Consider the following 23,816-nt stretch of genomic DNA (forward strand, 5'->3'; position numbering starts at 1 on the left):
AGTCAGGGGGTAACATGATGCCATCATTGATGAAGTTCCCTCTTCTCCTTATCTCTTACCTTGCATGGATTGTTTGATGAAAATGCGCGTATGGCTGTGGCTTGTTCCTCTTCTCCTGCTGCTGGGGGCCGGCACCTGGTATTTCCGGCAGGCCAAACCGGTCAGCAAGCCCGAACTCAGACAGGTCAACATCAGGGCGGAAACGGTCAGGCAGAGCCTGGCAGAGCCCTCCATCAAGCTGGTCAGCAAGCTGGCGGCCAATCGCTCCGTGGTGGTCAGCCCCGAGGTCACGGGTCGCATCGTCAGGATTGCGGTGCGCTCCGGTCAGCGGGTCAAGCAGGGGGAGACCCTGATCGCCCTGGATGCGGGCAAGCAGCAGGCCGAACTCGCCGAGCAGAGCGCCAGCGTACGCGACGAGAGCCGCAAGCTGCGGGACATGCGCCGCCTGGTGGCGCGCGGTGCCATCACCACCTCCGAGCTGGAAGGGCAGGAGGCGACCGTGGCCCAGGCCCAGGCCCGGGTAGACGCGGCGCGCTATGAGCTGTCATTGCGCACCCTGGCGGCTCCCTTCGACGGCACCGTCAGCCTGATCGATCTCAGCGAAGGGGCCCTGGTCAACAGCGGCGACGTGCTGCTTCACCTGGACGAGCTGGCAAGATTGCGGCTCGATCTGGCGGTGCCGGAGCGCTACCTCTCTCTCCTCAAACCCGGCATGACGGTGACCGCCACCAGCTCTGCCTGGCCGGATCAATCCTTCTCCGGCGTGCTGGAAACCCTCGACAGTCGCGTCTCCAACGATACCCAGAACATCAAGGCGCGGGTCATACTTCCCAACCCCGACGGCCAGCTGCGGCCCGGCATGCTGATGAATGTAGATCTCTCCCTGCCAGCCCAGAAGATGACCCTGATCCCCGCCCAGTCGGTGGAGTATGCGGGGCAGCTTCGCTTCGTCTACCGCCTGGAGGCGGACGGCCGGGTGAAACGCATTCCGGTGGAGCTGGGCGACACCCATGGGGAAGAAGTGTGGGTGCTCAAGGGGCTGAACGTCGGCGATCGCATCGCGGTGGAGGGGCTGGTCAACCTGCGTGACGGCGCCCTGGTCCGTGATCTGACCGAGGTAAAAGGCTGATGTGGCTCTCCGATATATCTGTTCGTCGCCCCCTGGTGGCGGTCGTCATCAGTGCCTTGCTCACCGTATTCGGCCTGGTGGCTTTCAGCAAATTGACGGTGCGGGAGATGCCGGATGTACAGACGCCGTCCGTCTCCATCACCACCACCTATGAGGGGGCCGCCCCCGAGGTGATGGAGAGCCAGGTCACCAAGCCCATCGAGGATCAGCTCTCCGGCATCAGCGGCATCAAGAACATCAACTCGGTGACCCGCAAGGGGCGCTCCTCCATCACTGTGGAGTTCAAGCTCGGCTGGAACATGCTGGAGGGCACCTCGGATGTGCGCGACGCCATCTCCCGCGCCCGGCCCAAGCTCCCGGACGAGGCGGACGAGCCCATGGTCACCAAGGACAATGGCAACGGCGATGTGGCCATCTGGCTCAACTTCAGCAGCACCCAGATGGACCGTACCGCCATGACAGACTACGTCAACCGCATGCTGGTCGACTCCTTGAGTCTGGTGGACGGGGTGAGCGAAGTGATGCTCTCCGGTGATCTTGCTCAAGTCATGTATGTGCGGCTGCGCCCCGCCGAGATGGCGGCCCGCGGCATCTCGGTCGCCGACGTGCAGGATGCCCTCAAGCGGGAGAACATCGAGCTGCCCGGGGGGGAGATCCGCAACAACAGCATGACGATGGCGGTGCAGATCGCCCGCCTCTACCACAGTGCCGAGGATTTTCGCGCCCTGCCGGTCAAGACGGCCGTCAATGGCCAGAGCATCTATCTGGCGGACATCGCCGATGTTGAGGTGGGAGCCAAGAATGAAGACAGCGCCTATCAGCGCAACGGTCGCGAGAGCCTGGGGATAGGCATAGTCGCCCAATCCACCGCCAACCCCCTGGCGGTGGCGCAAGGGATCGAGCAGAAGATGTCCGAGATGCAGCGTTTTCTGCCGGAGGGGGCGAGTCTTGAAGTGGATTATGACTCCACAATCTTTATCAAGCAGGCGATCCACGAGGTCTACGAGACTCTCGCCATCTGCGCCCTGCTGGTGGTGGCGGTGCTCTACCTCTTCCTGGGGCAGGCGCGCACCACCCTGATCCCCGCCATCACTGTGCCGGTGTCACTCATTTCCGCCTTCATCGGCGCCTGGTATCTCGGCTTCTCCATCAACCTCATCACCCTGCTGGCGCTTATTCTCGCCATCGGTCTGGTGGTGGATGACGCCATCGTCGTGGTGGAGAACATCCACCACCACCTGCAGCGGGGTGAATCTCCCCTGATGGCTGCCTGGCACGGCACCCGGGAGGTGGGCTTTGCCGTCATCGCCACCACCGCCGTGCTGGTGATGGTGTTCGTGCCCATCGCCTTCATGGAGGGCATGGTCGGGCGACTCTTTACCGAGTTTGCGATCCTGCTATCGCTCGCGGTGCTCTTCTCCTCCCTGGTGGCGCTCACCCTGACCCCTGCCATGGGCTCCTGGCTGATGCGTGCCGTCGACAAGCCCAATGCCCTGACGGCGGCGCTGGATCGGGGCCTCGGCCGGGTAGAGACAGAGTACCGCCGCCTGCTGGGTGCCGTGCTACGCCGCTCCGTCTGGATGCCGCTGGTGCTGCTGCTCTGCCTTGGCGGCATCGGCGCCCTCTTTGGCAAGCTGCCCGCCAGCCTGACCCCCACCGAGGACCGCGGTGTCATCTATGTGTTCGTGAAAGGAGCCGAGGGCACCAGCATAGAGCGGATGAAGCGCAACATGCAGCAGGTGGAGGCCGCCATCATGCCGCTGCTCGGCAAGGGGGTGGTGCAGGCCATGAGCTTCAGCACCCCGGCCTTCGGGCGCGGCGGCGATCAGACCGGCATGGTCATCATACAGCTCACCGACTGGGCGGAGCGGGACGAGACCGCCACCGAGTTTAGCCGCAGCTTGAGCGGGCGGCTGGCCGGCATTCCGGATGTGATGATCCGCACCTTCCAACCCGGATTCAGGGGGGGCTCCACCGCCGCTGTGCAGTTCGTGCTGCAAGGCTCCGACTATGGGGAGCTTTATCAGCAGGGGCTGGCACTGCAACAGGCCGCCGGCCAGAGCGGGCTGATGCTGACCCCGGATCTCGACTACGCCGAGAAGACCCCTGAGCTGCAGGTGACCATAGAGCGGGAGCGGGCCAGCCAGCTTGGCATTCCGGTCTCCACAGTGGCGAGCTCCCTGCAGGCCCTGCTCGGCGGCGTCAGCCAGACCACCTATGTGGACAGGGGGGAGGAGTATGACGTCTACCTGAGGGCCAACCAGATGGAGTTCAACGGCATCTCGGATGTGAGCCGCATCTATCTCAAGGCCGCCAATGGCGAGATGGTGAGCCTCTCCACCCTGGCCACCGTCACCCAGGTGGCGAGCCCGCAGCGGCTCAATCACTACCAGCGTCAGAAGGCGATTGCCCTGACCGCAGACGTGGCCCCCGGCCACACCCTGGGGGAGGCGCTCGACTTCCTCGATGGCTGGGCAGGGGAGCATCTGCCGAGCGGCATGACGGTGGATTACGCCGGTGAGTCCAAGGATTATCGCGACAACCAGGGGGAGATGGTGATGGTGTTCGGCCTCGCCCTGCTGGTGGTCTATCTGGTGCTGGTGGCGCAGTTCGAGAGCCTGCTGACCCCGACCGTGGTGATGGTGACTGTGCCGCTTGGCATCTTCGGCGGCCTGCTCGGCCTCTGGCTGACGGGGCAGGAGCTCAGCATCTACAGCCAGATAGGGATGATCATGCTGATCGGCATGGTGACCAAGAACGGCATCCTCATAGTGGAGTTCATCAACCAGCTGCGCCAGCGGGGGGAATCCTTCGAGGAGGCCATTATAGCCGCCTCGGTGCGCCGTCTGCGCCCCATACTGATGACCTCACTCACCGCCATCATAGGCGCCGTGCCGCTGATGGTTTCCATGGGGGCTGGGTATGAGAGCCGGATGGCCGTGGGGACCGTGGTCTTCTTCGGGTTGTCGCTCGCGACCCTGGTCACCCTGCTGATAGTGCCGGCCATCTATCACCTGATCGCCAGACGGGCAGGGATGACGGGGGCGCGGGATCAGCTGGTGGACGAGGCGCTGGCCGAGGGGAACGCCCGGGTCAGCGAGGCCGCTTCCGAGAGCCGGGACAAGCCGGCGGCCTGATCCTGCCCCCCATCCGGGGGGCGGGATGCAAAAGAGGTGGCGGCCTAGGCCGGGCTGGTTAGCATATGACCAGTTCCCACAGGGGTCATCCTTCATGCTGCCATCCGCCATCTACGAGCCGTTGCCTTTTCTCTATCTGGGCAGCGGCTTGCTGCTGTTGAGCCTTGCCGGGCAGCCTGCGCTGCTGCTGGCCGGGCTGGCCTTCTATCTGGCCGGGTCGCTCGCCTGGTTCAGGCGAAGTGCCCATCGCAGGCCAGACAAGTCGCGCCAGCCGCGGCGGCGAGGTTGGCCGCAGTTGCTCTACGAGAGCCGCCCCTTCGCCCTCATCCTGCTGGGCCTGTTGATGCTGCGCCTTGCCACTCACCCCATCTTCCTGGCGCCAGCCTTCATCTGGTGCCTGCTCGGCGGCTATCAGCTGCTGCTGCGCCACCACCACAGGTTCATGCCGGCCCGCCCCTCTCTCTGAGGGCGGCCGCTTCTCCCCTTGTTCTATGGGGGCAAAAAGCCATCGCCCCCGCCTGTCTCTGCCGGTATAATGCGCGACCCGAATTGTTCCAGGTGTTCAAAATGCAGCCGGTTACCCACCTTTTCTCCTATCCCCGCTACTGGGCCGAGTGCTACGGCACTGCGCCCTTCCTGCCCATGTCCAGAGCGGAGATGGACAAGCTCGGCTGGGACAGCTGTGACATCGTCCTGGTGACCGGTGACGCCTATGTGGATCACCCGAGCTTCGGCATGGCGGTTATCGGCCGTATGCTGGAATCCCAGGGCTTTCGGGTCGGCATCATCGCCCAGCCGGACTGGTCATCCAAGGATGACTTTATGCGCCTTGGCAAGCCGAACCTCTTCTACGGGGTGACCGCGGGCAACATGGACTCCATGATCAACCGCTACACCTCCGACAAGAAGCTGCGCCACGACGACGCCTACACTCCCGGGGATGTGGGCGGCAAGCGGCCGGACCGCGCCACCCTGGTCTACACCCAGCGCTGTAAAGAAGCTTTCAAAGAGGTGCCGGTCGTCATAGGCGGCATAGAGGCGTCCCTTCGCCGTATCGCCCACTACGACTACTGGTCCGAGACCATACGTCGCTCCATACTGCTGGACGCCAAAGCCGACATCCTCATCTATGGCAACGCCGAGCGGCCCCTCATCGAGGTGGCGCACCGCATCGCCAATGGCGAGACCATAGACACCATGCAAGACATTCGCGGTACCGCCGTGATCCGCAAGGAGCCGCTGCCGGGCTGGCGCGGTGTGGATTCGAGCAAGCTGGACCAGATTGGCCGCATCGATCCCATCATGAACCCCTATATGGAAGGGGCGCCTTGCTCGGATGACGAGGGCACGGCGCCGGTGGAGCAGGAGGCCAAGCCGGTATTGGTGCAGCCGCCGAAGCAGAAGCCCTGGGAGAAGACCTACGTCAAGCTGCCGGCGTTCGAGCGGGTGAAGGAAGACAAGGTGCTCTACGCCCATGCGTCGCGCATCCTGCACCACGAGACCAACCCGGGCTGTGCCCGCGCGCTCTCCCAGGCCCACGGCGATCGCATCATCTGGGTCAACCCGCCCGCCTTCCCGCTGGAAACCGACGAGATGGACGGCGTGTTCGGCCTGCCTTATCAGCGGGTGCCGCACCCGGCCTATGGCAAGGAGAAGATCCCGGCCTACGAGATGATCAAGACCTCGGTCAACATCATGCGCGGCTGCTTCGGCGGTTGCTCCTTCTGCTCCATCACAGAGCACGAGGGGCGCATCATCCAGAGCCGCTCGGAAGAGTCGATCATCAAAGAGATCGAAGAGATCCGCGACAAGGTGCCGGGCTTCACCGGCGTCATCTCGGATCTGGGCGGCCCCACCGCCAACATGTACAAGCTGCGTTGCAAGAGCCCCAGGGCCGAGCAGACCTGTCGCCGCGCCTCCTGTGTCTGGCCGACCATATGCCCGCACATGGACACGGACCATACTCCGACCATCAACCTCTATCGCAAGGCGCGGGATGTGAAGGGGATCAAGAAGATACTGATCGCCTCCGGGGTGCGCTACGACATAGCGGTGGAAGATCCGCGCTACATCAAGGAGCTGGCCAAGTACCACGTCGGCGGCTACCTCAAGATCGCACCCGAGCACACAGAGGAGGGCCCGCTCTCCAAGATGATGAAGCCGGGCATGGGCAGCTACTACAGCTTCAAGGAGCTGTTTGACAAGTATTCCAAAGAGGCGGGCAAGCAGCAGTACCTGATCCCCTACTTCATCTCGGCCCACCCGGGCACCACGGATGAAGACATGGTGAACATGGCGCTCTGGGTCAAGACCAACAGCTTCAAGCTGGATCAGGTGCAGAACTTCTACCCGTCGCCGCTCGCCAACGCCACCACCATGTACTACACGGAGAAAAACCCCCTCAACAAGGTGAGCCGCCAGGGTGGGGATGTGTTCGTGGTCAAGGGTGAGCGCCGCCGTCGCCTGCACAAGGCGCTGCTGCGCTATCACGATCCGGCCGGCTGGCCCATGATCCGCGAGGCCCTGCTCGAGATGGGCAAGGGCCACCTCATCGGCAACGGCCCCAACTGCCTGGTGCCGCCGGAAGGACGTGGCGAAGCCAAGGCCGAGCGCAGCATCAACAAGGGGCTGAAACCGGCCCTGACCCGCCATAGCGCCATCACCCATCAGCGCAGCAATGGGTCTGGCAACAAGGCCACTGGCGGTAAGGGGGCAGGCGCGCAAGGGGCCGCCGCCTCCCAAGGCAAGCCTCGCAGCGACACCCCTGCCGCCGGCAAGGGCGGCAAGGCGGGCAATGGCAAGCCAGTAGGCTCCCAGCTCAGCAAAGGGGCTGGCAACGGCAAGCCCGCCGCTCAAGGAGCAGCTCAAGGCAAACCGGCCGGCAAACCCGCCCATAAGGGCAAGGCCCCGACCCGTGCAGGCTCTGCCAAGCCGGGTGCCAAAGCGGTAGCCCATGGCGGCAAGCCCGCGGCCAAAGGCAATGGCGCCAAGCGACCGGCAAGGTGATATTCCTGATTTGGGAAGTGATATAAAATAAAAAGGGCGACCAGATGGTCGCCCTTGTCTATATCAGAACTTGATTTTTATATTATGGCTTAGTACCAGAGACTCAATACATATAATTTGTCTTAGGTGTTTAGTTTCTGTTGTAGCCAAATGCATTGGTTTGAAGTGCTCTCTTCCAGTATTGCTCTCGATTTCTAATTGTTTCGTCGTCTGTTCTCATTGAGCGAAATTCTAGTATTGAAAACTGAAAGTTTGTACGTGCGTGCTCGAACCCATAGGCATTAATCAGCTTTGTTAATTCCTCATTTCCTCCGTGACCTGTACTGATATAAGAAGCCCACCTTGACCAAATGCCAGTGTCACCATAAGCAGAGCCAACGTATTTCTTCCCATTGCTTTTATCTACTATCAGATAGACACCTTTTACATTTTCAAGGGCAGCCTTCCAGTCAGGCTTACTTTGCTTGATAATTGCTTCAATTTGTGAAAAGCCATGCTCAACATTTTCGTATCCACAGAATGCTTCACCTTCAAATGTCTTTTCGAAAAGTTGTGCGATTTTTAGCTCGTTGAAATGATTTTCGAGATAAAAGGCTCGTCCTCTCACACCTGGACCGGGATAGTTAAGAAGGAGACGTCCAATATATTCATGGTGAAGGTCACATAGTTGAACTGTATATGACTCAGAGTTGCGATGGGTGACTTCGAAAATCCCACCAAAGAGCCATTTATCGGACTGATGATAATATCGAATTAAGCTGAATATATATTTTCTACTAAAATCGTTGCGGCTGCCGCGCCAACTATTCCAACCCTTCCATTCATCCGGGTCTCGAACAAAAACATCCAGTGGTTGCTCTTCACCATTCCAAACAGCAAAATGAATTTTGTACTCACTAAGATTATCTATGGGAAGTATTTTACTGGCAGAAATATCCATCGCCGCTCCGAAAGGTAAATATGTCTATAATACGCATGTGAATTCGTTATCTCATGACAATCGGGCCTAGGTAAGCAGATTCTCTTGTGTGCTAAGTTTTACTTGGACAGGGACTCTGGGACACCAACCTTTTTGCTGCAAGCATCAGCTTGAATCCACTCCCCCTAATCGTTTCAGCAAGCAAGCTGATAGCTGCTTGTTCCAAAGGCGGGGGTCTAAATTAATAGCTGCAGAGATATAGTAGGAAGAGCTCGGGGCTCATTCCTGTGCCATTTTTATATGATACTTAAGTTAGGTTGAGCTATAGCTATTCCTTGTCCAAGCTTTGTTCAACGTCTCCGTCAGGTTGATTCCATCCCTTAAAACGATAGATTCGCTTTGTTACCTGATGACCTTCACCACCTAGACCAAGGGTTCCTGTCTGTTTCTTCTGATCTAAAGATAGGCCGAGAGTACCTTTTCCTGATAAGTCATAATATTCTTCTATTTCGACCTCTTCAGCATTGTCGATACGTCTTGCGATTGCTAGCTCTTGAGCTACTCTGGCCTGCTGTTGTGCAAACCGCATTTGAATGGTTTGTTTTGTGGCCTCATCTTCCAGCTCCGCAACGCCTTTCTCAGATGCGCTCGAAATTAATTGTGACCCTTTCTCTGCTAATTCTGCAACTAAACCAGCTATTGGGCTCACTTGCCATATGACGCTTTTAGTTTTTAACCAAGTAGACATAACATTCCTCAACTTTAGAAATCTGTAACATCCACTTTTTGAGCAAGGTGTAACGCTACCAAATCTCACGCTACCGCCCGTGGATTACAGCCTCCAATATGCTCCATTGACCCGCAGTTGCAGCAACCCGCCGCGATTCAACAGGTCCTGAATTGCCATGGTAAGCCAAACGAAGCTGCTCAAGCGAGTATCAGCAGTGGCATGACCATCAGAAAGTTGTCGTTTTTTGAACCAGGTCATCAAAGCGCATAGCAAGACGCAATCAAAAGCGGCCAGGTGACAGTGACTTTGCTATCTTGGCGGCTGATTTAAGGGGGGAGGAGATAATGACCTCTTCCCCATACATATTGCAGCGGTCATCCCCGACAGGAGTGAGCAGATGGCGATTAAAACGAGATCCAGAAGAGAGAAGATTGGCAGCGGGCTCGGGCTGGTGCTCGGGATCATTGCCTTCAACCTTATGGTGCCCCTGCTGTTTGAGAAGCAGGCGAACTTTGATTTCAACCAGCTGCTCTGGGCTGTGGTCAGCGCCATGCTCTGCTCCGAGCTGGGGGCCAGAGTGGGCAAATGGCTGGATGCCAGAGAGCAGGCCAAGGGGCTCTCGAAAGAGCTCGAATAGAAAACTCTCTATAGAAAGGCCGGATGTTACCCTGTGCCATCGCACTCATCACAAGGAGTTCCCATGCGCATTGCCCTGATTGGCCTAGGTGATATCGCCCAGAAGGCCTATCTGCCGCTGCTCGCGAGCGACGAGCGGGTCACCCCGCTGCTCTGCACCCGCAATCCCCAAGTGCTGGACAAGCTGGCCCGCCAGTACCGGACGCCTGAGCTGTTCACCGAGGTGGACGCGCTGCTCGCGAGCCGCCCGGACGCCGTGATGATCCACGCCGCCACCGCCGTGCATGGCAAGCTGGCGGAGCTGTGCCTGCGCGCCGGCATCCCCACCTTTGTGGACAAGCCGCTATGTGACAACGTCGCCGAGGTGGAGGCGCTCGCCAACCTCGCTATGGCGCAGGATTGCCCGCTGTTTGTGGGCTTCAACCGCCGCTATCTGCCTGCCATGGCCGATGCCCGAGCTCAGCCGCTCACCGAGCTTCACTGGCAGAAACACAGGCACGATCTGCCGGGGCTGCCGCGCCAGTTCCTGTTCGACGACTTTATCCATGTGCTCGATAGTCTCTGCTTCTATGGCGGCGCCCCGAGCGGGGATCTCCATGCGGTGCTAAGGCGCAGTGCCCAGCAGCCCGAGCTGCTGGCCGGGGTGAGCGTCGCCTGGCAGAGCGGGCAGGCGGCGGTGAGCGGCAGCATGAACCGCAGCGCCGGTATCACCGAGGAGCGCATCGATGCCTATGGCGACAACCTGTCGCTCCACCTGGAGAACTGCACCCGGGGCACCCTGGCCCATGGCAAGGTGGTGCAGAACCTGACCCCCGATGACTGGCAGCCAGTATTGGCGAGCCGGGGATTCGTTGCGATGCTGGATCACTGGTATCAGCAAATTGAAACAGGCAAGGCAGATGGGGGACTTATCGAGAGCTATCTGCACAGCCACCGGCTGGCGGAGCGACTGGTTGAGCTGGCGGGGGAGTGAGCCCGGCTCGCCCTTCCCATGGACTGCCGATGGGCCACAGGGGCGAGAAAACAACCGAAGTACTGTACAAGATGACGCATCCCTGCGCGGTTGACAGGGGAGGGCGCCGCCGCGCGAGCCAAGGGGGCGCTTGTTTGCTATCTTGGCGCCCATGAAAGATCTGCAGAGCAACAGAGTGTGATGAGCAACGTTTCGCAAATGGCGCCGGGCCTGCCACGGGCCGCTGAAGAGCGCCCGGTCGCGGCGGACATGGTGATCCCTTCATGAGCATTATTCTGGGCATAGACCCCGGTTCGCGGATCACCGGCTACGGCGTCATCCGCATAGTCGCGGGCAAGGCGGAGTACCTGGGATCGGGCTGCATCCGCACCGACCTGGGCGAGCTGCCGTCACGCCTCAAGCAGGTGTATGACGGGGTGAGCGAGATCATCACCCAGTTCAAGCCCGATGACTTCGCCATCGAGCGGGTCTTCATGGCCCGCAACGCCGATTCGGCCTTGAAGCTAGGTCAGGCACGGGGCAGCGCCATAGTGGCTGCGGTCAACGCCCTGCTGCCGGTGAGCGAATACTCGGCGACCCAGATCAAGCAGGCGGTAGTGGGCACGGGCGGGGCAGCCAAGGAGCAGGTACAGCATATGGTGACCCATCTGCTCAAGCTCTCTGCCACCCCTCAGGCGGATGCGGCGGATGCCCTCGGGGTGGCGCTCTGTCACTTCCACACCCGCCAGAGCCTCATCAAGATGGCGGGGCGTGCCACCGGCTCGGTGCGTGGTCGTTACCGCTGATCCCCAGACGGGCTCTGCGAGGACGCCCATAGCGCCTGGCACAATCCTGTTGCCCGGCGTGCTGTTGTCAAAAGCGCTGATTGGGTCACAAGCTGTCGCAGGATCAGGGGGGACTCTGATGAGAAATGGGGGCGACGCAGGTGCGGAAGCTCCCGTTTAATCAACAACTTGTGACACACATCACACATTTTGCGTAAATAAAGCCGGCTTCGTCTTACTCCACCACACTCCCATAATATGGCGCCTGTTGAATAGCAGTGTCCGTATGAGCCTTTTCCAGGCTCCTGTTCTAGTCATCATCGGGAGATATGAGAGTGAAACCATTTGCAGCTGAATTTATGGGCACCTTCTGGCTGGTGCTGGGGGGCTGTGGCAGTGCCGTGCTGGCTGCCGCTTTCCCGAATGTGGGGATAGGCCTGCTGGGTGTGGCTCTGGCGTTCGGTCTGACCGTGCTGACCATGGCCTTCGCCATAGGTCACATCTCTGGTTGTCACCTGAACCCGGCCGTGACCCTGGGTCTGTGGGCCGGTGGCCGTTTCCCGGTATCGGGTGTCGTGCCTTACATCGTGGCTCAGGTGCTGGGCGGTATCGCTGCGGGCGGCGTGCTCTATGTGATCGCCAGCGGCCAGGCCGGATTTGACGTGAGCGCCGGCTTTGCCTCCAACGGTTATGGTGAGCACTCACCGGGCGGTTACAGCCTGCTGGCGGCCCTGGTGTGTGAGGTGGTGATGACCGGCTTCTTCCTGTTCGTCATCATGGGGGCCACCGACAGCCGTGCACCGGCGGGCTTCGCCCCCATCGCCATCGGTCTGTGCCTGACCCTTATCCACCTCATCAGCATTCCGGTGACCAACACCTCGGTGAACCCGGCTCGCAGCACGGGTGTGGCACTGTTCGTGGGTGACTGGGCTGTCAGCCAGCTCTGGCTGTTCTGGGTCGCTCCCATCGTCGGTGCCATTCTGGGGGCATTGGCCTATCGCGTGATCGCCACCAAAGAGTGAGCTGTTACTGAACTATGTGTGGTATCGACACGCCTGCGGGCGTGTTTTTTTGTTTCTGGAGGGCAGCAAAACCGGGATGACCCCGGTTTTTCTTTTTCTAAGGTAGAGGATGAGGGGATCATAAACCCCGGGCGCTCAACATCTCTTTATAGCGCTGGTGCAGCAGCTTGACCCGTGCCACCTAGTCCCGGGTTTCGGCAAGAATGGGAGGGGGTGCCGCCGTGCTTGTGTCTTGCAAAGGGCTTACAGGCCCCGGGCGCTCAGCATCTCTTTATAACGCTGGTGCAGCAGCTTGACCCGCGCCACCTAGGCCCGGGTTTCAGTAAGGATGGGAGGGGATGCCGCCATGCTTGTGTCTTGCAAAGGGCTTACAGGCCCCGGGCGCTCAGCATCTCTTTATAGCGCTGGTGCAGCAGCTTGACCCGCGCCACATAGGCCCGTGTTTCGGCATAGGGCGGTATGCCACCGTGTTTTTGCACCGCACCGGCCCCGGCGTTGTAGGCGGCTGTGGCCAGGGCAACGTTGCCGTCATATTGCTTGAGTAGGCCCGCCAGGTATTTCACCCCGCCGAAGATATTCTGCTCGGCCATCAGGGCATTGCCGACCCCGAGCTCGCGGGCGGTCGCCGGCATCAGCTGGGTCAGCCCCATGGCCCCCTTGCGGGAGACGGCCAGCGGGTTGAAGGCGGATTCGGCGTGGATCAGCGCCCGGATGAGGGCAGGCTCCACCTGATAGGTCTTGGCCGCCGCCTGTATGGTGCTGGCATAGTCGTAGAGGAAGAGGCCTGTGGTGCGCCAGTTGACCCTGGAGGCGGGATCGCAGGCGTAGCAGTCGTTGAACAGCAGCAGCTCGTAATGACCCTGCTCCGGCATCATGTCGGAATAGCGCACCACACCGTTCTTTTGCACCGACTTGTAGACCTGGATCTGGCGCGTGGCGGGGGGCGGTGCGGGCTCTGCCACCTTGGGTGACGGGATCGACTCGGATGTCAGGACCACCACCTCGGCCGGTGGCGGCGTCTGACTCCAGGCACTGAGGGGGAACAGCAAAATGGCTCCCAGCAACATCCATGCTTTCAACGGCTTGCTCCTTAAGCCTTGTTAGCCACGTTGAGTAAAGCATCCGTGGCGAGGCAGAACAAGGGCCCAGTGACAAGTCACAAGAAAAGCCCGGGCAGAGGGGGCCACTGGCTCCCCGAGGCGGGTACTGCAGCCTCGCAAGAGGCAGTGGACGGCGCCGCAACTCCCCAGCTGGCTATTGGCTTTTTTGTAAGTTAAAGGCGTGTTATCTTGCTGTTGCTCCACTCTGGTCTGATCTCTTCGTGGGGCCGGTTGATGGGTCAAGAGAGGGCCAGGTGGCCAGAGCGAAATGGGTATGAGAAGCAGGCGGGCGATGGAGCTCAGATTCGAAGAATACTGTGATGCGGATCTTTCCCTGATCAGGGACTATTACGAGACGACGTTTTCCCACTATGTGCCGGATCTGGCCGAACGGATCTTCGTGGTACGGGATGCCCATTGGCTGGTGGGGGCCGTGCGCCTGCGCGACGAACAGGACTATTATCACCTGTGCGGTTTCCGGTTGTTGCCGCACTACCAGTCACTGGGGCTGGGCTCCCGGCTGCTGCAGCATGCCTGCAGCGATCTGCTGGACAAGCCCGTGATCTGCCACGCCTTGCCCTTCGAAAAACCCTTCTACCTCAAGGCGGGCTTTGCCCACCTTCCTTTGCATGAACTCGATGGACCGCTTCATACCCTCTATCACCAGCAGCGCGAACAGGGTTATCAGATCGAGCTGCTGGTGCGTCAGGCGACGGCCACTGTCTACAACTGATCCTTCGGCTTGGTCAGCAGGCGGATCTTGCCCGGTGACAGCTCCAGCCCCAGCAGATTCTCCTTGAGCCAGGCCTGGTTGGGATCCTTGTCGTCGAGCTTGTAGACGGGCTGGGTCTCCAGCCGCTTCTCCATGCTCTGCAGCAGCATCCTCAGCATGAAACCGAACTTCTGCTCCGCCGCCGCGGGCTCCAGCTTGTAGTCAATCAGCTTCATGTTGTCGAGGAAGAGCGCGCTCTGGGCCTTGTCGTAGCGCGGCCTCGCCTCATAGGTCATGTTCAGCAGGGCATCGTACTGGGTCTGGTCCGGCAGGGAGATCTTCAGCTTGCCCTTGCCAAAGACCCTGGCGGTATCCGGGCTCTGGCGGCCGATCTGGACGTCGCTCTGCTCGAGCTGGACATGGGCCTTGATGATGCCGGGCAACTCCAGCTGTTTGTCGACTTGCACCTGGGATTGCAGGTACTGGTTTATCTGTTGCTCATTGATGTCATATGAGCCTTGACCTAGCATGGCCAGACTCAGCAGCATAGATTGCAGGATCATGCTAACGACCTGATAGAATGGGTTTGTCCCACAGCATACCATTGTGGCCCTGTGGGATCTGCCCATGCCCTTTGTTCATTACACCAAGGAGTCGTCTTGCTCGACGGTCTGGAATACGACATTCAGTTGCTGTTCTCCCGCTTTCTCGGCTGGCTGTTGCTGTTGTTTCACACCGTGATAGTGGCGGGGATCTCCCTGCGAGTGGTGATGAAGCGGCGCCCCATAGGGGTATCCCTCGCCTGGCTGGCGCTTATCTATGCCATCCCCTTTGCCGGGGTCGGCTTCTATGTGCTGTTTGGGGAGATACGGCTCGGCCGCAAGCGGGCCGAACGTGCCCAGGCCATGTACCGCCCTTACGCCATCTGGATCCGCCAGCTCGCCCGCCTCTTCCCCCAGCACTGCTGCGAGGTGGGCAGCAAGGCGCGCCCGCTCCATGATCTGATCCAGGGGCGGCTGGCCATGCCCATGCTCTCGGGCAACCGGATGACACTGCTGCACAAGCCCGACACCATCATTCAGGAGATAGTGCGCGACATCCGCGGCTCCTCCCAGTCCTGCTATCTGGAGTTCTACATCTGGCATCCAGGCGGGGACGTGGACGCGGTGTGCGAGGCCCTTGTCGAGGTGGCGGCGCGCGGCGTGGATTGTCGCGTGTTGCTCGATTCCGTCGGCAGCAAGACCTTCTTCCGCTCCGGCTGGCCTAAGTCGCTGCGGGCGGCCGGGGTCAAGGTGGTGGAGGTGCTGCCGGTGGGGGCCTGGCGCATCCCGTTCCAGCGCCAGGACTTGCGCATGCACCGCAAGCTGGTGGTGATAGACGACAGGGTCGGTTACACCGGCTCCATGAACATGGTGGATCCCCGCTTCTTCAAGCAGGATGCCGGTGTCGGCCAGTGGGTCGACATCATGATCCGGGTGCAGGGGCCAGTGGTGCCCCTGATGTGGTCCACCTTCGTCTGGGACTGGGAGATGGAGACCGGCGAGCGGCTGCTCGACAGCCTGCAGCACGAACCCGAGGCCTGGCCGCAAACCAACTATCGGGCCCAACTCATTCCCTCAGGCCCCTTCGTCGGCGGTGACTGCATCCAGCAGAGCCTGCTGCTGGCCATCTACCAGGCGCGCCACCACCTGGTGCTGACCACCCCCTATTTCGTACCGGACGACCCCCTGGCGGCGGCGCTCTCCTCGGCGGCGGCGCGGGGCGTGCTGGTGCAACTGGTGCTGCCGGCGCGCAACGACTCCCTGATGGCCAACCACGCGAGCAACTCCTTCATGGAGGATCTGCTGGCGGCCGGGGTCGAAATTTACCGCTATGATGCCGGTCTGCTGCACACCAAGAGCGTGCTGGTGGACGACGACTTCGCCCTGGTGGGCACGGTCAACCTCGACAGACGCAGCCTCTGGCTCAATTTCGAGATCACCCTGCTCATCGACAACCCGGTGTTTGTCGCCGAGATGAATCAGCTGGTGCAGGGCTACATGCTGGAGGCGACCCCCATGTCGCTGACCCAGTGGCGGGCCCGCCCCTGGTACAAAAAATTGCTGGAGAACATCTTCTACCTGTTCAGCCCCTTGCTGTGACAGTCGAGAATGGGCCATGAGCCGGGATCTGGCTTGCTTGTGTTCCCATCCTCCCCGTAGAGTGCGCCTATGCACCCGCCATAGAAAAATCAGGAGTAAGAGAGCAGATGAAAAAGACAGTGGCCATGGCTGCCGGAGCGGCATTGGTGGTGGGTGGGCTGGGCGCCTGCTGGTACACGGGCAATGCCTTCGACCGCATCCTGGGGGAGCAGATCGTGAGGGCCAAGCAGGAGAGCGGGGTCGAGATCACCTGGTTACCCACCAGCGAGAACCTGTTCACCCGTGATGGGGTGCTCAAGGTGGTGGTGACACCCCAGACGCTGGCGAGTTTCGATCCCCAGATGGCGGGAAGTGAGCCCATAGAGCTGCAACTGCGCGTCAACAGCCGCCTGCTGCCGCTCTATATCAAGAGCAACATGCTGCTCGACACCTCGGCGGGGACCCTGGCCCCGGTCTTCACCGCCCTCGGCATGCAGCAGTGGCAGCTTGGCCTGGAGTCGGCCAGCAGCCTCTGGACCATGAGCAACAGCTCCCGTTTCTGGGCCAGCGACTTCAAGGTCAAGGAGGGGCTCAACGAGTTCAGCTTCCTGCCCCTGAGCGGGGATTATCGCGGGGATCTCGATGGCAATGGCCACTTGGTCTTCCAGTGGCTGGGCATGACGGTTCACGATGCGCAGAGCAAGATGGATCTGGCCCTGGCGGATCTCAAGGGCAGTGCCGACATGGCCGAGATCAGCGGCATCTGGCTATCTCCTAACAGCGAGATGACGCTGTCCGCCCTCTCCTTGCAACTGCCGGAGAGCGTCAAGCTCTCGTTGCAGGGGGTCAGTACCAACACCCAGCTGGCGGGGGATGATGCCCAGACCCTCTCCAGCCGCTATCAGATGAAGGTGGCGACCCTCAACCTGGAGAACGAGAGCGACAGCCTGGCACTGACCCAGGGAAGTCTGGATCTGGCGCTCAAGGGGCTGGATCTGGAGGGCTATCAGACCCTGCAGGAGGCCAGCAGCCAGCGGGTGGACGAGGCGGCTGTCCAGCAGGCGCTGGACAAGATGCTGCAACGGGGCGCCACGCTGGAGCTGACCGATCTCAGCGCCCAGCTCAACGGCGAGCCCGTCAGCCTGAAAGGGGAGGCCAAGCTGGCGCCAACGACCCTGGCACAGCTGATGGGAAGCGAGGAGGGGATGCAGGCCCTGTCCGGGCTGCTCAATGCCAGCCTCGGGGATCAGCTGGGCAAGGCGGTGCCGCAGCTGGCGCCCATGCTGGCCCAGTTCACGGCCCTGGGTTATCTGAAGGCGGAGCCGGCGCACCTCAATGCCGAGCTCAAGCTCGACAAGGGGCTGGTCACCATCAACGGTCTGCCCCTGCCTCAATAAGCGCAGCCAGACGAAAAAGGCTCCCTCGGGAGCCTTTTTGCTGGGCGTCGAACGACGGACAGGGTTACTTGAACACCACAGTCTTGTTGCCGTAGACGAAGACCCGCTCGTTCAGCACCAGCTCCAGGGCACGGCTCAGCACGGATTTCTCCACATCCCGTCCCGCCTTGGCCATGTCGTCGGCGCTGAAGGCATGACCCACGTGGATCACGTCCTGCTCTATGATGGGGCCTTCATCCAGATCGTCGGTGACGAAGTGGGCGGTAGCACCGATCAGCTTGACCCCGCGATCGAAGGCCTGACGATAGGGGCGGGCACCGATGAAGGCGGGCAGGAAGGAGTGATGGATGTTGATGAGCTTGCGCGGATAGGCTTCCACGAAGCTCGGGGTCAGCACCCGCATGTATTTGGCCAGGATCACGTAATCCGGCTGGTAGCCGTCAATGAGGGCGCGTACCTGCTCTTCATGCTCGGTGCGGCTGAGATCTTCATGGCTCACGGCATGGAAGGGGATGTCGAACTTGCCCGTCAATTCTGCGAGCGTGTCGTAGTTGCCGATCACCGCCACTATGTCCATGTCCAGCGCGCCGGCGTAGTTTTTCATCAGGATGTCGCCGAGGCAATGGGTCTCCTTGGTGACCAGGATGACGATGCGCTTCTTGCCCGCCTTGACCAGACGGCGCTGGGCGCCCGCCGGCAGGGCGTCGTCGAGATCCGCCAGCAGGGTCTCGTCATTGAAACGCCCCTCCAGCTCGGTACGCATGAAGAAGCGGCCGTTTTCGTGATCCACGAACTCGTCGTTCTTGTTGATGTTGAGCTGGTGCTTGTAGCAGATGTTGGTGATCTTGGCGATGAGCCCCTTGGCGTCGGGGCAATCGGTCAGCAGTATTTTCTTTTCCATCTCTGTCATGATTCCGTTTGTGGTGTTGGCGCCCGAGTCTGCGCGGGCTGCACGTTTTTGCTGGCACTATGCCATAAACAAAATCAGAAAGGACAGCGCGCCGTGCAGCTGAGTGGCAAGTCGCCAGCGGGCGGCGGTGCGCGGCATCCTATTCATCTTTGATGGGTTTTGGGCTGGTATCCTGCGTTTTTTTTCTTTAGGCTGTCTGCGCTTATTCTCAGGGCGGGGTGAAATTCCCCACCGGCGGTATCCCGATCTGACTCGGGGAGCCCGCGAGCGCCCGACCCGGTATTGCACCGGGACGGGGTCAGCAGATCCGGTGAGATGCCGGAGCCGACGGTCACAGTCCGGATGAAAGAGGATAAGACAGATATTGCAGTCATGGCTCCCGCGGGCCGGCTGCTGCATACCTATCTCTGTCTGCCTTTCCATGCCCTGATTCTGGTCCTTGTCTTGTCTAGGAGTCTTACCATGAATCAGTCTCTACTCAGTGAATTTGGTGATCCCATTGCCCGCGTCGAAGCCGCGCTGGCCGCATTGCGTGCCGGCCGTGGCGTGCTGGTGGCCGATGATGAAGATCGGGAGAACGAGGGCGACCTCATCTTCGCCGCAGAATCCATGACCAACGAACAGATGGCCATGATGATCCGCGAGTGCTCCGGCATCGTCTGCCTCTGCCTGACTGACGAGCGGGTACGCCAGCTCGAGCTGCCCATGATGGTGGAGGCCAACTCCAGCCATTATCAGACCGCCTTCACCGTGACCATAGAAGCGGCCCAGGGCGTCACCACGGGTGTCTCCGCCGCCGACCGCATCACCACCATCCAGGCCGCCATTGCCGACGGCGCCCGGCCATCGGATCTGCATCGCCCAGGCCATGTCTTCCCGCTGCGTGCCCGCACCGGCGGCGTGCTGACCCGGCGTGGCCATACCGAAGCCACTGTCGATCTGATGCAGCTGGCCGGCCTCAAGCCTTACGGGGTGTTGTGCGAGCTGACCAAGGCCGATGGTTCCATGGCCAGGTTGCCCGATCTGGTGGCCTTTGGTCGTCAGCACCGGATGCCGGTGCTGACCATCGAAGATCTGGTGCAATATCGTCAAATGCTGTCAGAACGTTCGGCTTAAGCTTCATACGAAATTGTAATAAGGGCATTTTTTGGTTACGCTTGGTGCGAACCTCATCCAGAGCACTCGTTTTTGACTTAGATTTGCACAGAAAGTGTGCGTTTAAAAAAAAATGAGGGTTTTAATGCATTTATCTGTGATGGGGCCTATCCAAACTCGTATTTATTTGTGCCATAATCACGCCGCTTGCTAAACGTCTGGCGAGTTAAAGGGAGCTTTAAAAATGAAGAAAATGTTGTTGGTAGGTGTTGTTGGTCTGTCTGCCCTGCTGGGCGGTTGTGCAAACACCAGCGAACTGGAAACTTCCGTTCAGAATCTGTCTAACAAAGTTGACCAACTGGCTCAAGATGTTAGCGCAGTTCGTGCTGATCAATCCAAGATGGCTGCTGATATCGCAACTGCTAACCAAGAAGCAGCTCGTGCTAACCAGCGCATCGACAACATGGCTACTTCCTACAAGAAGTAATCCATGCGAAAAAATGGCGCATTTTAATGCGCCATTTTTTTTTGCCTGAAATTCGTCATTTCCCTTATTACTGCACTGCCTGCCTGAACAAGGCAATGCCGATTGCTCGGCATCCCCTGATATCTTCATCGATCAATAAAGCAGGCTATAGAGCTTGCGACGATAACCCTGCGCAGCCGGGTGTGCCCCCATGGTGGTCAGGATATCGAGATAGATCTTCTTGGCATCGCCAAATGCCATGTCGCGCTTGAGAATGTTGAACAGCAATGCCAGGGCTTCTTCCTGACGGCCAACCTGACTGTATTGCACCGCCAGCTCCTGGCTGAGGGCGTCGTCGTCCGGTGTCTCGGCGTGACGCTGCTCCAGGGCGCGCAACTCGGGGCTGTCGCTGGCTTGCAGCGCCAGGGCCAGGCGGGAACTCAGGGTCTGATAGTGATCATCCTGTGCCACCATGGGAATGGTCGCGAGCAGGGCCTGTGCCTCATCCAGCAGAGCCAGATCCAGCGCCGCCTGCACCAGCCAGAGGCTGATGTCGTGACGCTCGGGGGCCAGTCGGTGGGCCTGGGTGAGATGGGCATGGGCCATATCTGCCTGACCCTCAGCCAGGGCTTGCTGACCCTGCTCGAGCAGCAGCTCCTCTTCCTTGGGGGCGAAGGCGGCGAAGTACTGGCGCAGGGTGGCCTCATCTTGCGGGCCTTCCAGGATGGCCTGCTCGTCCGGGCGCCCCTGATGGAACAGCACCAGTGCGGGCAGCGCGCGCAGACCCAGCTGGCTGGCCAGGGGTTGCAGCTGGGGATCGTTCATGTCGACCTTGGCCAGGGTGACTGCGGGATTGGCCGGGCCGACCAGGGTTTCCACCAGCGGGGTCATGCCCTGGCATTCTGGCATCTGCGGGGCGTGGAAATAGATGACGACCGGCTTTTTCATGGACGCATCGATCAGTTCGGCGTGGAAGTTCTGGGGATTGATGTCGACGATCATGAGGCTGACTCTCGGAAAATGGTGTGGATCAACATGGGGTCCAGGGGCGTGGATTTCAAGCGTTCGTCCAGCAGGTAGCCATTGATCTGGCGAGTCGGGGCGGCGAGGCTCAGCCAGCCGCTGCCAAAACGCCAGTCAAGCACCTGATAGCTCCGGGTATCGAGCCGGTTGTCCAGCCGCCACCCCTCTTCTGGCACAAAACGCACCTTGTCGAGCCCGGCGGCAATGCCGGCCCCCTGGGCTTTCAGCACTGCCTCCTTGCGTGACCAGAGCCGATAGAAGGCCGAGGCCTGCTCCCGGGATGGCAGGGCAAGCAGCCACTGATATTCGTCAGGGGCATAGAAACGCTGGGCCAATGGCAGGACGGGGCGCTGGCGCAAGCCCATCTCGACATCCACGCCGAGGGGGCCTTGCTGGCAGAGGGCGAGCACCAGCCAGTCCCCGCTGTGGCTGAGATTGAACTGCCAGTCATGGCTGACCAGGGTGGGTTTGCCGTGCTCGCTGGTGCGAAACACCAGCGTATCGGGCGGACAGCCAAGCCGCTCGGCCAGCAGGCGGCGCAGCAGTATCCGGCCGAGCAGGTACTCTCGCTGGCGGCCAGGCTGGCGGATCTCATGCCAATGGCGATATTCGTCCGGCGAGAGCTCTGATTGCAGCCTGATCAACTGCTCGGCGTCGATGAGCGCCGGTTTTAACAAATAGAGATCCGCATAGAGCATAATATTTCACTTTAAAATGAGGTCGAAACAGCGATAACGATCCGTTTTGACAGGGCAAAACCGGTACTTTTGCGATTGTATATTGTTTGGCCATGATCACATTAATCATGCAAAACAGTGCATTTCCTTGCAAAAATGTGAGGTCGATAGGGATTTTCGCTTGCCTCGATAGAATTCTTGGATATAGTCGGGTGCTGTTGCCTTATAAATTGCCCTGTCGGGCTGCATTTTAACAAGTTTCACTCTATTTGCGGGGATAAAGGATTGCGCCACCTGATGCTACTGCTGGTCGCGCTCGGAATGGTGGGTTGTGCTTCTGCACCCCAGACCGAGGTCGCGAGCAAGATCGAGGTTTCCATGATGGAACCCGTGATTGAACCCGAAGTTTCACCCACACCAGATGTCAACGAAATCCTGACCGTATACAAAGAGTGGCGTGGTGTCCCTTACCGCATGGGGGGCAGCAGCCAGCGAGGCATAGATTGCTCCGCCTTCGCCCGTGAAGTGTTCCGCAATGCCGTCGGCATCGAATTGCCCCGCGATACCCGCTCCCAGGTTCATGAAGGCACCCGCGTTTCCAAGCAGGATCTGGTGGAAGGGGATCTGGTCTTCTTCAAGATCAACCGCCGCCTCAATCATGTAGGCATCTATGTCGGCAACGGTGAATTCATCCACGCCTCCACCCGCGCCGGGGTGACCCGCTCCAAGCTAGACAACTCCTATTGGCGCAGCAAGTTCTGGCAGGCACGCCGGATCGAGATCTGAGTCAGGCTGGACAAACGGCTCGCAGTACGGACTGTTTTTCCAACCTCACTTGAACCGGGCTCCTCGAAGCCCGGTTTTTTATGGCTCTCGTTTAGACTTTCCCTGGCCGACTCTCTATAGTGTGGCCCCCTCGATCTTTGGCAGGCCCAGCATGAAGACCCAGCACAAATCCGGATTGCACCCGCGCAATCGCCACCAGACCCCTTACGATTTTGACGCCCTCTGTCAGCGTACTCCCGAGCTGCTGCCCTTCGTGTTCGTCAACGAGCATGACACCCGGACCCTGGATTTCGCCGATCCGGCCGCCGTCAAGGCGCTCAACCGGGCCCTGCTGGCGTTGCACTACGGCATCCAGCACTGGGATCTGCCGCCGGGCTACCTCTGTCCTCCCATTCCGGGCCGGGTCGATTACCTGCATCGGGTGGCGGATCTGCTGGCCGAGAGTGCGGGGGAGGTGCCAAGGGGCAAGGGGGTGCGGGTGCTGGACATAGGTGTCGGGGCAAACTGCATCTATCCCCTGCTGGGGGCCCGTGAGTATGGCTGGCGCTTCGTGGGATCGGATATCGACCCCGTGTCGGTCAAGGCGGCGACCCTGCTGGCGGCGAGCAATGGCCTGGGCAGCCAGATAGCGTGCCGCCATCAGAATAACCCCAAGCAGATCTTTCGCGGCATCCTGGGGCCGAAGGAGCGCTTCGCCCTGACCCTGTGCAACCCGCCGTTCCACGCCTCTCTGGCGGAGGCGAGCAAGGGGACTGAGCGCAAGCTGCGCAACCTCGGCAAGGCGCTGACGGGGGCTCCCGTGCTCAACTTCGGCGGCCAGAAGGCGGAGCTCTGGTGCGAAGGGGGGGAGGCGGCGTTTCTGGCCAGCATGATAGAGCAGAGCAAGGAGTTTTCAGGCCAGTGCCTCTGGTTCAGCTCGCTGGTGTCGAAAAAAGAGAATCTGCCTGCCGCACGAAAGGTGCTGGCTCGGGTGGGGGCGCAGGATGTCAGGGTGATCGACATGGCGCAGGGCAACAAGGTGAGCCGGATCCTGGCCTGGAGCTTCCTGGACGAGGCGAGCCGAACCGCCTGGTGGTCTGCCCCCGGCCGCTGAGGGAAAGGGGGGGTTGAGAGTAAAAACACCCCAGACTGCCTCCTTTTCCTGCCTTGACGGTTTCCGTCCAGGAGCCGTCACCGCAATCGTTTTTCCGCTTTATGCCTGGCTGTTTTTCCCT

At 60.3% G+C, this 23,816-nt stretch carries 22 protein-coding genes and 1 riboswitch; of the genes, 15 read left to right on the forward strand and 7 right to left on the reverse strand.

Translation table 11 applies throughout. The features are described from left to right. Positions 1 to 76: 76 nt before the first annotated feature. The 4 genes from Aeroheme_RS05885 (at position 77) to Aeroheme_RS05900 (ending at position 7,272) form a co-directional block, all read left to right on the forward strand. Complete coding sequence (locus Aeroheme_RS05885) at positions 77 to 1,129, forward strand: efflux RND transporter periplasmic adaptor subunit (RefSeq protein WP_411166859.1); 1,053 nt, start codon at positions 77 to 79, stop codon at positions 1,127 to 1,129. Further along, positions 1,129 to 4,266, forward strand: a complete 3,138-nt coding sequence (locus Aeroheme_RS05890; RefSeq protein WP_411166860.1) for an efflux RND transporter permease subunit — start codon at positions 1,129 to 1,131, stop codon at positions 4,264 to 4,266. The genes Aeroheme_RS05885 and Aeroheme_RS05890 overlap by 1 nt, the downstream gene beginning before the upstream one ends. Positions 4,267 to 4,360: 94 nt before the next feature. Next, on the forward strand, positions 4,361 to 4,732 hold the full coding sequence (locus Aeroheme_RS05895) for a hypothetical protein (RefSeq protein WP_411166861.1): 372 nt from the start codon (positions 4,361 to 4,363) through the stop codon (positions 4,730 to 4,732). 101 nt (positions 4,733 to 4,833) lie between these two features. Next, positions 4,834 to 7,272 (forward strand): YgiQ family radical SAM protein, encoded by a 2,439-nt coding sequence (locus tag Aeroheme_RS05900; RefSeq protein ID WP_411166862.1) that lies wholly within the window; start codon positions 4,834 to 4,836, stop codon positions 7,270 to 7,272. A gap of 130 nt (positions 7,273 to 7,402) precedes the next feature. Here the strand turns inward: Aeroheme_RS05900 and Aeroheme_RS05905 are convergent, their stop codons facing one another. Continuing rightward, positions 7,403 to 8,212, reverse strand: coding sequence for a GIY-YIG nuclease family protein (locus tag Aeroheme_RS05905; protein WP_163136622.1), 810 nt, complete (start codon positions 8,210 to 8,212; stop codon positions 7,403 to 7,405). Positions 8,213 to 8,519: 307 nt separating this feature from the next. Further along, positions 8,520 to 8,939 (reverse strand): hypothetical protein, encoded by a 420-nt coding sequence (locus tag Aeroheme_RS05910; RefSeq protein ID WP_163136624.1) that lies wholly within the window; start codon positions 8,937 to 8,939, stop codon positions 8,520 to 8,522. Positions 8,940 to 9,318: 379 nt separating this feature from the next. Here Aeroheme_RS05910 and Aeroheme_RS05915 point away from each other — a divergent pair, with 379 nt between their 5' ends. The 4 genes from Aeroheme_RS05915 (at position 9,319) to aqpZ (ending at position 12,316) form a co-directional block, all read left to right on the forward strand. Then, positions 9,319 to 9,558: a hypothetical protein gene (locus Aeroheme_RS05915; protein WP_163147754.1), complete on the forward strand. Its 240-nt coding sequence runs from the start codon at positions 9,319 to 9,321 to the stop codon at positions 9,556 to 9,558. Between the two features lie 63 nt (positions 9,559 to 9,621). Continuing rightward, a complete protein-coding gene (locus Aeroheme_RS05920) occupies positions 9,622 to 10,530 on the forward strand; it encodes a Gfo/Idh/MocA family protein (protein ID WP_411166863.1) in 909 nt (302 codons plus the stop codon). A gap of 263 nt (positions 10,531 to 10,793) precedes the next feature. After that, a complete protein-coding gene (gene ruvC, locus Aeroheme_RS05925) occupies positions 10,794 to 11,315 on the forward strand; it encodes a crossover junction endodeoxyribonuclease RuvC (protein ID WP_025327806.1) in 522 nt (173 codons plus the stop codon). Positions 11,316 to 11,629: 314 nt separating this feature from the next. Beyond that, entirely contained in the window at positions 11,630 to 12,316 is a 687-nt protein-coding gene (gene aqpZ, locus Aeroheme_RS05930; protein ID WP_234691193.1) for an aquaporin Z, read from the forward strand. A 368-nt stretch (positions 12,317 to 12,684) separates the two neighbouring features. Here the strand turns inward: aqpZ and Aeroheme_RS05935 are convergent, their stop codons facing one another. Continuing rightward, on the reverse strand, positions 12,685 to 13,383 hold the full coding sequence (locus Aeroheme_RS05935; RefSeq protein WP_111910000.1) for a lytic transglycosylase domain-containing protein: 699 nt from the start codon (positions 13,381 to 13,383) through the stop codon (positions 12,685 to 12,687). Positions 13,384 to 13,708: 325 nt separating this feature from the next. On the opposite strand from Aeroheme_RS05935, the gene Aeroheme_RS05940 reads away from it, so the two are divergent. Next, positions 13,709 to 14,149, forward strand: a complete 441-nt coding sequence (locus Aeroheme_RS05940; protein WP_289976245.1) for a GNAT family N-acetyltransferase — start codon at positions 13,709 to 13,711, stop codon at positions 14,147 to 14,149. On the opposite strand, the gene Aeroheme_RS05945 is transcribed toward Aeroheme_RS05940, so the two are convergent. Then, positions 14,140 to 14,691 (reverse strand): DUF1439 domain-containing protein, encoded by a 552-nt coding sequence (locus tag Aeroheme_RS05945; protein ID WP_161507403.1) that lies wholly within the window; start codon positions 14,689 to 14,691, stop codon positions 14,140 to 14,142. The genes Aeroheme_RS05940 and Aeroheme_RS05945 overlap by 10 nt on opposite strands. Positions 14,692 to 14,787: 96 nt before the next feature. Between Aeroheme_RS05945 and cls the strand changes: the two genes are divergently transcribed. Then, on the forward strand, positions 14,788 to 16,269 hold the full coding sequence (cls, locus tag Aeroheme_RS05950) for a cardiolipin synthase (RefSeq protein WP_106886158.1): 1,482 nt from the start codon (positions 14,788 to 14,790) through the stop codon (positions 16,267 to 16,269). 107 nt (positions 16,270 to 16,376) lie between these two features. After that, on the forward strand, positions 16,377 to 17,645 hold the full coding sequence (locus Aeroheme_RS05955; protein ID WP_163147757.1) for a DUF945 family protein: 1,269 nt from the start codon (positions 16,377 to 16,379) through the stop codon (positions 17,643 to 17,645). A gap of 64 nt (positions 17,646 to 17,709) precedes the next feature. On the opposite strand, the gene purU is transcribed toward Aeroheme_RS05955, so the two are convergent. After that, positions 17,710 to 18,546 (reverse strand): formyltetrahydrofolate deformylase, encoded by an 837-nt coding sequence (gene purU / locus Aeroheme_RS05960; RefSeq protein WP_005326970.1) that lies wholly within the window; start codon positions 18,544 to 18,546, stop codon positions 17,710 to 17,712. Positions 18,547 to 18,755: 209 nt separating this feature from the next. Then, a riboswitch (FMN riboswitch) is annotated at positions 18,756 to 18,913 on the forward strand. Between the two features lie 104 nt (positions 18,914 to 19,017). Here purU and ribB point away from each other — a divergent pair. Next, positions 19,018 to 19,671, forward strand: coding sequence for a 3,4-dihydroxy-2-butanone-4-phosphate synthase (ribB, locus tag Aeroheme_RS05965; RefSeq protein ID WP_106886160.1), 654 nt, complete (start codon positions 19,018 to 19,020; stop codon positions 19,669 to 19,671). A gap of 223 nt (positions 19,672 to 19,894) precedes the next feature. Further along, positions 19,895 to 20,137 (forward strand): Lpp/OprI family alanine-zipper lipoprotein, encoded by a 243-nt coding sequence (locus Aeroheme_RS05970; protein WP_025327798.1) that lies wholly within the window; start codon positions 19,895 to 19,897, stop codon positions 20,135 to 20,137. A gap of 132 nt (positions 20,138 to 20,269) precedes the next feature. Here Aeroheme_RS05970 and Aeroheme_RS05975 read toward each other — a convergent pair whose 3' ends face one another. Together Aeroheme_RS05975 and Aeroheme_RS05980 are read right to left on the reverse strand one after the other, a co-directional pair. After that, positions 20,270 to 21,118 (reverse strand): tetratricopeptide repeat protein, encoded by an 849-nt coding sequence (locus tag Aeroheme_RS05975; protein WP_411166864.1) that lies wholly within the window; start codon positions 21,116 to 21,118, stop codon positions 20,270 to 20,272. Then, positions 21,115 to 21,837 carry a 4'-phosphopantetheinyl transferase family protein gene (locus tag Aeroheme_RS05980; RefSeq protein ID WP_111910004.1) on the reverse strand — a complete coding sequence of 241 codons (723 nt, stop codon included), beginning with the start codon at positions 21,835 to 21,837 and terminating at the stop codon, positions 21,115 to 21,117. The genes Aeroheme_RS05975 and Aeroheme_RS05980 overlap by 4 nt, the downstream gene beginning before the upstream one ends. A 276-nt stretch (positions 21,838 to 22,113) precedes the next feature. Here Aeroheme_RS05980 and Aeroheme_RS05985 point away from each other — a divergent pair, with 276 nt between their 5' ends. Together Aeroheme_RS05985 and rlmF are read left to right on the forward strand one after the other, a co-directional pair. After that, on the forward strand, positions 22,114 to 22,602 hold the full coding sequence (locus Aeroheme_RS05985; RefSeq protein ID WP_025327795.1) for a C40 family peptidase: 489 nt from the start codon (positions 22,114 to 22,116) through the stop codon (positions 22,600 to 22,602). A gap of 151 nt (positions 22,603 to 22,753) precedes the next feature. Continuing rightward, entirely contained in the window at positions 22,754 to 23,695 is a 942-nt protein-coding gene (gene rlmF, locus Aeroheme_RS05990) for a 23S rRNA (adenine(1618)-N(6))-methyltransferase RlmF (RefSeq protein ID WP_411166865.1), read from the forward strand. Positions 23,696 to 23,816: the final 121 nt, after the last annotated feature.

This window comes from Aeromonas sp. DSM 116730, from assembly GCF_046581335.1.
Taxonomy (GTDB): Bacteria; Pseudomonadota; Gammaproteobacteria; order Enterobacterales; family Aeromonadaceae; genus Aeromonas; species Aeromonas rivipollensis.